Consider the following 6619-nt stretch of genomic DNA (forward strand, 5'->3'; position numbering starts at 1 on the left):
GATATTTTTGGAACCGTTCGGAGTGCCGATATGCACACCCAGCGCCCCGCGAGGCGGATGCCGCGTCCGGTCGGCTTCTGGTTGCTCGCCGCCACCCTGCTCGCCTTCCTGGCCGCCTCCAGCGCGCCCTCCCCGCTCTACGTGGTCTACCAGCACCAATGGGGCTTCTCGTCGATCGTGCTGACCACGGTCTTCGCGGTCTACGTGCTCGCGCTGCTGGTGGCGCTGCTCACCGTGGGAGGGCTGTCCGACCACGTCGGCAGGCGGCCGGTGCTCCTCGCGGCCCTGGTCGTGGAGGCCGCGGCCATGGTCGTCTTCCTCGCCGCGGACGGCGTCGGAGCGCTGTTCCTGGCCCGCATCCTGCAGGGCGTGGCGACGGGCGCGGCGGCCGGGGCCATCAGCGCGGGGCTGATCGACCTGCAGCCCTCGCCCACCTCGCCCCTCGGCTCCCTGCTGAACACCGCGGCCCCGGCCACCGGGCTGGCCGCCGGGGCGCTGGGCGCGGGCCTGCTGGTGGAGTACGCGCCGGCCCCCACGCGCCTGGTCTTCGCCGTGCTGACCGCCGTGTTCGTGGTGCTGGCGGCGCTGGTGCTGTTCCTGCCCGATCCCGTCTCACCGCGCCCGGGAGCCTGGGCCTCGCTGCGGCCCCGGGCGGCCGTGCCGGCGCAGGCCCGCCGGACCTTCCTGGCGGCGACGCCCTGCCTGGTCGCCACCTGGGCGATGGGCGGGCTCTACCTCGCCCTCGGCCCCTCCCTGACCGCCGGAGTGCTGCACCTCGGCAGTCACCTGGTCGGCGTCCTGGTCGTGACCACCCTCTTCGGTGTGGCGGCCGTCGCCTCGCTGGTCGTCCGCGACGTGACGCCGCGGCGGATGATGACCGGCGGCTCCGCGGTGCTCGCCGTGGGGACCGCCCTCACGCTGCTCGCGCTCGCCGGGCCCTCGACGGCGCTGTTCTTCGTCGGGACCGCGCTCGCGGGCTTCGGCTTCGGTGCCGCCTTCCTGGGTGCCTTCCGCTCCCTGGCGGCACTGGCCCGGCCCACGGAGCGGGCGGAGATGTTCGCCTCGGTCTACGTCGTGAGCTACCTGGCCCTGAGCGTTCCGGCCGTGCTCGCCGGGCTGGCCGTGCCCTCCTTCGGCCTGCACGACACGGCGACGGTGTACGGCGCCGTGGTGGTGCTGCTCGCGCTGCTGGCGGCCGTCTCGGGAGCCGTCGTCCGCAGGCCCGCCGTCGCGCTGCCGGCCGCGCCCGCCGCCGCCGGGGACGCGTCCACGGCTGAGCCCGCGGCCGACAGCGGTCGGCACGTCGTGCCGGCCGCGGCTTCCGCACCGGGCCGCGGGTCCGGGTCCGGCGGCTGACGCCGCTCCGGGTGGGGCGGGTGCCTTCCGCCCGCCCGGGCCCGGGCCGGACGCACCCGCCGCGGGTATCGTGGAGACAGCCCGGCCTGCCGCATCCGATCAGGCGTCCGCGTGCCGGGAACGCAGCCGTACGGGATGGCGGGCATGGGTGCTCCCACGACGACCCCCTCCACCGCGGAGGACACTTCGCCGGGCCCCGGCCGCCGAGGTCGCCCGGCCCGAACGGCCCCTGCGCACGGGCGTGGTCGTCGTTCGGTCCCGACCCGGACGGGCGGCCGTGGCTGACGCGGCGTCACTCGCCGGGGAGCGGGTCGCCCGCGTACGCGACGACCCCGCGGAACGCTACGCGCTGGCACGGGAGTTCTACCGGCTCGCCGGCGGGCCACGTCATCGCTACGGCCACGCCGAACTCAGCTTCATGCGCTGGTCGCTCGCCCGCGGGGTCCTGGCACCGGAGACCGCCGACCCGCCGGGCAGCCCGTGGTGGCGGGCCGTCAACGAACGGCTGCTGCGCGACAAGGCCGAGGCCCATCTGCTGTCCACGGGAGCCGCGGGCACCCCGGGCGCCCGCAGCGTCGAGTTCTGGCTGGACTTCATCCGCGCGCCCGGACCCGGCCGCTGGTACCGCGCCCACAACGCCAGCATCGTCGCCGGCTACCTGCAGCACGAGGAACTGGCCGCTGCCGAGCTGCAGGTGGAGCGGTTCATGATGAACGTGGCTCTGCTGCGCGTCCTGTTCACGCACGCGATGCTCGCGCGCCCCCGGCTCGCGCTCGGTCCGCTGGCCGTGTTCGGCCCGCTCATGGCGGACCCTCGGCACCGCGCCGTCCGGATGTACCTCGACCTCGGCCGGTCCTTCCCGCCCGGGTACCCGGTGACCACGCCCGTCGAGGAGACCGTCCTCGACGAGCACGCCCTCGCCCGCGTGCTGGACTACGGGATGATCGCCCCGCGGCTGCCCGAGCTGTACGCGTTCTCCGCCGGCTCGCTGGAACAGCCGAGGCTGACCACGCTGCTGGACGACGGTGTCCCGGCCTACGCGTGGCCGCACGCGGACCGGCGGATCTGGTTCGTCGGCAACACCGGCCCGCACCTGCGGGCCATCGCCCGTCTCACCGGCGTCCGCCTGCGCTGGGACCCCTCGCCGCGGACTCCCGCCCGCCGCGGCCCGCGCCGGCTCACCTAGGGGGTCGGGGGCCAGGTTGTCATCGCCTGATGACTACACTTGATGACATCGCTTGATGACATCAAGGAGAGTCGTGGAGAACCCCCCGACGGGCGAGCCGCGGTCCGGACGGCAGCGCGCGCTGGTCCCGGTGCTGATATCGCTCGGCATGCTGGTCGCCGTCGTCAGCAGCCTCGGCGCCCCCCTGGTACCGACCATCGCCGCCGAGGAGCACGTGTCCCTCGGCGACGCCCAGTGGTCGCTGACCGTCACACTGCTCGTCGGCGCGGTGGTCACGCCGGTGATGGGCCGGCTGGGCGACGGGCCACGCCGCCGTGCGGTGATCCTCGGCGCCCTGGTGGCGGTGCTGACCGGCTGCGTCCTGGCGGCGTTGCCGCTGGGCATCGGCTGCCTGGTGACCGGACGGGCGTTGCAGGGCCTCGGACTGGGCCTCGTCCCGCTGGCCATCGCCACCGCCCGCGACGCCCTGCCGCCGGAGCGGGCACGTCCTGCGGTGGCCATGCTGTCGATCACCACCGTCGCCGGGGTCGGACTGGGCTACCCGATCACGGGGCTGATCGCGCAGTCCTTCGGGCTGTACGCGGGCTACTGGTTCGGAGCGGCGGTCAGCGCCGCCGCGCTCGCGGCCGCCGCCCTGGTCCTGCCGCCGGCCCCGAGCCGAGCCGCGCCGCGGCTGGACGTTCCCGGCGCACTGCTGCTCGGCGGCGCCCTGGCCGGCCTGCTGCTCGCGCTGGGCGAGGCCGAACCGTGGGGCTGGTCCTCGGGGCGGCTGCTCGCCCTGGCCGGTGTCTCGGTGCTGCTGCTCGGGACCTGGGTCGTGCACGAGGTGCGGACCGCACAGCCGCTGGTCGACCTGCGGCTGATCAGGGACCGCACCGTGCTGACCGCCGATGTGACGGCGCTGGTGGCCGGTGTCGGAATGTACCTGCTGGTGTCCCTGGTCACCCGGTTCGCGCAGACGCCGCGCGGGGCCGGCTACGGGTTCGGCGCCTCCGTGGCCGTCACCGGGCTGGTGCTCCTGCCCTTCTCCCTCGCCAGCACTGCCGCCGGCCGGATCGTGCCGCCGCTGGGGCGGCGGGCCGGCACCGCCCTGGTGCTGCCGGTCGGGTGCGCGGTCTCCCTGGCCGCCGTGCTGGCCTTCGCCCTGGCCCGCGGACACCTGTGGGAGCTGTTCGCCGTCATGACGGCGGCCGGCTTCGGCATCGGCTGGATGTTCGCTCTGCTGCCCGGGCTGATCACGGGCTCCGTACCCGCCCACGAGACAGGCAGCGCGATGAGCTTCAACCAGGTGCTGCGCTACGTCGGCTACTCCACCGGAAGCGTGCTGAGCGCCACCGTCCTGCAGGCCCACACCGCCGCCGGCCACGCACTGCCCACCGGCGACGGTTACCGGACGGCCGCCCTGCTGGCCTGCGCGGTATGGTTGGCCATGATCGTCGTGACCGCGGTCCTGCCGCCGCGACGCCGGCGTCGGGCGGTCGCAACTCCCGTACCGGGAGCGGCCGCCGGGCCCCGGACGCCGGACGAGGACGTGGCGCAGGAGGTGGTGCGGTGACCGACGGCACGCCGTCGCGCAGGCGGGACTCCGCGCGCAGCCGCGAACTGCTGCTCCAGGCGGCGGGCGAACTCTTCAGCGAACGGGGCTTCGACCGCACCACCACTCGTGACATCGGGGAGCGCGCGGGCGTGGACCCCGCGCTGATCGCCCGGTACTTCGGCAACAAGAGCGCCCTGTACATCGCCGTGGTGCGCGCCGAGATGGGTGACACGCCCCCGCCGGACCTGCTCGGAGCCGACCGTCTCCGTTCTCTCTTCGAGCGCAGGAACCGGCGCAGCGCGGGCCCCGTCTTCTGGTCGGCCGTCCAGGCCCACGACGATTCCGCGGTGCAGGACGCCGCCCACGCCCAGCTCTACCTGCGCCTGGTCGACCCGCTGCGCGAGCGGTTCGCCGGCAAGGGACTGGACCGTCCGCAACTGCGGGCCGAAGTGGCGACCGCTGCTTTCCTCGGGGTGCTGCTGGCTCGCGGTGCGGGAACGCTCGACGAGCTCGCGGCGGTGGATCTGGAGGAACTGCTCCCCCTGGTCCAGGAGACCCTGAGGGCTCTGGACAACTGAGGGCAGCGCCCCTCGGACGCCTGCCGGGGCCGGCCGCCCCGGCCCCGGTCCCGCCGCGGTGGACGGGGCGCCCGGGCGCCGGGTGATCGGCTCAGCGTCCCGCGCCGCCCGTCAGCTGCCGGTGGAGCTCCCAGGTGGCGCGTTCCACCCAGTTGTGCTGCAGCCTGCCGTCCTCGCGCACCGCCCAGACGGCCGTGCCGGAGAAGGAGACCGGCCGCCCGTCGGGCTCGGTGCCCAGCAGACCGTTGTTCCTCCCATGCACGATCCACCGCGACGCCACGCGGCTCCCGTCCTCGTTCTGGAAGGACTCGACTACCTCCATCCGCAGGTCCTGGACCTGGTCCAGGAAGGCGGCGACCCACGCCTTGAAACCCTCCCGGCCCTCGACGGATCCACCGGGGTCGGTGAGGACGATGTCCTCGGCGACGAAGTCGTCGATCCGGTCGGGGTCATGGCCGTTCCAGACCTCCGCCCAGAACGCTTCGACGATCTCAACGGAACTCCTGCCCGACACGGGACCCGCTCTCCGGCCCCCGGCGGTGGCCGGGGAGCCACCTCGACGACATGCCCTGCCTAGAGGCGGACCGGAAGTTCCGTCCGCCCGTTGAACACGAAGGTCGGCAGGGGCCGCAGATCCTGCAGCGGCACCGCCGCCCGCAGGCCCGGGAAGCGCTCGAACAGGGCGGGCAGGGCTGCCACCGCCTCAAGCCGTCCGAGCGGCTCGCCGATGCAGCGGTGCACACCGTGACCGAAGGCGACGTGGTCCTTGTCGCGCCGGTGGACGTCGTAGGCGTCCGCGTCGTCCGGGTGCCTTCGCGGGTCACGGCCACCCGCGCCGAAGCCCATGACGATCGCCTCACCGCGCCGGATCACCACGCCCTCCCCGAGGTCGATGTCGTCCACGGCGTACCGCAGCGGCATGTGCTGGACCGGGGAGTCGGCGCGCAGGGTTTCTTCGACGACCGCCGGCCAGGGTACGGCGCCGCCGAGGACGTCCCTCAGCTGCTCCGGGTGGCGCAGCAGGCCGATGACGGCGTTGGTGATCAGGTCCGTGGCCGAGGGGACGCCTCCGGCGACGGTGATGACGAGGGCCAGGAGCCGTTCCTGGTCGGACATGTCCGGGTCCTGGACCAGCGTCGTGGCCATGTCGTCGCCGGGCGCGCGGGCCTTCTCCGCAAGGAGCGCTGCCCAGAAGCCCATGGCCTCGTCCGTCGTGGCGGCCGCGGCCGCGGCCCCGGGGTCGGAGGGCGGCTCCAGCAGCGCGCCCATCGCCCGTACGGCCTGTTCCCAGCGCTCCTCCGGCACACCGAACAGGTCGCACAGCGTCTCGCTCGCGACGACCCGGGCGTACCGGGCGCGGATGTCGACGGTACGCCCGGAGCCGGGAGCGCCGAGCGCCTCCAGGTAGCCCGTCGTCCTGTGCCGCAGGTTCGCCCCGAGGGCGGCCGTCCGCCCGGGGGCGAACGCGCGCTCCATGGCGGAGCGCAGGCGGTGGTGGTCGGACCCGTAGGCGTTGAGCACCGTGGGCGAGGCGAGGAAGGGCGACAGCGGCCAGTCCTCGGGCACGTCGACGAGGGCGGGCCAGTGCTGCTGTGCGTCGCGGGACACCCTCGGGTCGGCGGCGAGCCGCCGCAGCACGTCGTAGCGGGTGACCGACCAGGCGGTGACGCCGCCGGGCAGTTCGACCAGCGCGGCCGGTCCCGCCGCGAGCAGGCGTGCGGTGTCTTCGTGGAGACGGTGGCCGGCCGGGTCGAGCCGGAACCGCTCCGAGGGGTTGTACATGGGAAGTCCTTCCTTCGGCCTCGCGCCGCCGTCGTGCGGCGGCCGCCGGGAGGGGATCAGTCGCCGGAGAGCGGGCCGCCGATCCGGCAGGCCTGGCAGGGCGGCCGGCCGCAGGTGCACTGGGTGATCGCCTCGAGCACGCCGCGGTCGTGGTACAGGCACTCGTCGCGGCAGGTGTGG

Annotated in this window: 6 protein-coding genes; 4 read left to right on the top strand and 2 right to left on the bottom strand. The window is 74.6% G+C overall.

Translation table 11 applies throughout. The features are described from left to right. Positions 1–30: 30 nt before the first annotated feature. The 4 genes from ACFW3D_RS28020 (at position 31) to ACFW3D_RS28035 (ending at position 4657) form a co-directional block, all read left to right on the top strand. Positions 31–1356: an MFS transporter gene (locus ACFW3D_RS28020; RefSeq protein ID WP_500508401.1), complete on the top strand. Its 1326-nt coding sequence runs from the start codon at positions 31–33 to the stop codon at positions 1354–1356. A 277-nt stretch (positions 1357–1633) separates the two neighbouring features. Beyond that, positions 1634–2542: a hypothetical protein gene (locus ACFW3D_RS28025; RefSeq protein WP_500508404.1), complete on the top strand. Its 909-nt coding sequence runs from the start codon at positions 1634–1636 to the stop codon at positions 2540–2542. Positions 2543–2615: 73 nt separating this feature from the next. After that, positions 2616–4097, top strand: coding sequence for an MFS transporter (locus ACFW3D_RS28030; RefSeq protein ID WP_500508407.1), 1482 nt, complete (start codon positions 2616–2618; stop codon positions 4095–4097). Beyond that, positions 4094–4657 (top strand): TetR/AcrR family transcriptional regulator, encoded by a 564-nt coding sequence (locus tag ACFW3D_RS28035; RefSeq protein ID WP_500508410.1) that lies wholly within the window; start codon positions 4094–4096, stop codon positions 4655–4657. Before ACFW3D_RS28030 ends, ACFW3D_RS28035 begins: the two co-directional genes overlap by 4 nt. A 91-nt stretch (positions 4658–4748) precedes the next feature. Here ACFW3D_RS28035 and ACFW3D_RS28040 read toward each other — a convergent pair whose 3' ends face one another. Continuing rightward, positions 4749–5171, bottom strand: a complete 423-nt coding sequence (locus ACFW3D_RS28040) for an ester cyclase (protein ID WP_500508412.1) — start codon at positions 5169–5171, stop codon at positions 4749–4751. Positions 5172–5230: 59 nt separating this feature from the next. Beyond that, a complete protein-coding gene (locus ACFW3D_RS28045; protein ID WP_500508415.1) occupies positions 5231–6439 on the bottom strand; it encodes a cytochrome P450 in 1209 nt (402 codons plus the stop codon). Between the last annotated feature and the right edge of the window lie 180 nt (positions 6440–6619).

The sequence above is a fragment of the Streptomyces sp. NPDC058864 genome, assembly GCF_042742985.1.
In the GTDB taxonomy this organism is placed as follows: domain Bacteria; phylum Actinomycetota; class Actinomycetes; order Streptomycetales; family Streptomycetaceae; genus Actinacidiphila.

Bases quoted from the DNA above. Each gene is read 5' to 3' on its own strand.
- ACFW3D_RS28020 (WP_500508401.1), top strand. From the start codon at position 31: ATGCACACCCAGCGCCCCGCGAGGCGGATGCCGCGTCCGGTCGGCTTC.
- ACFW3D_RS28045 (WP_500508415.1), bottom strand. From the start codon at position 6,439: ATGTACAACCCCTCGGAGCGGTTCCGGCTCGACCCGGCCGGCCACCGT.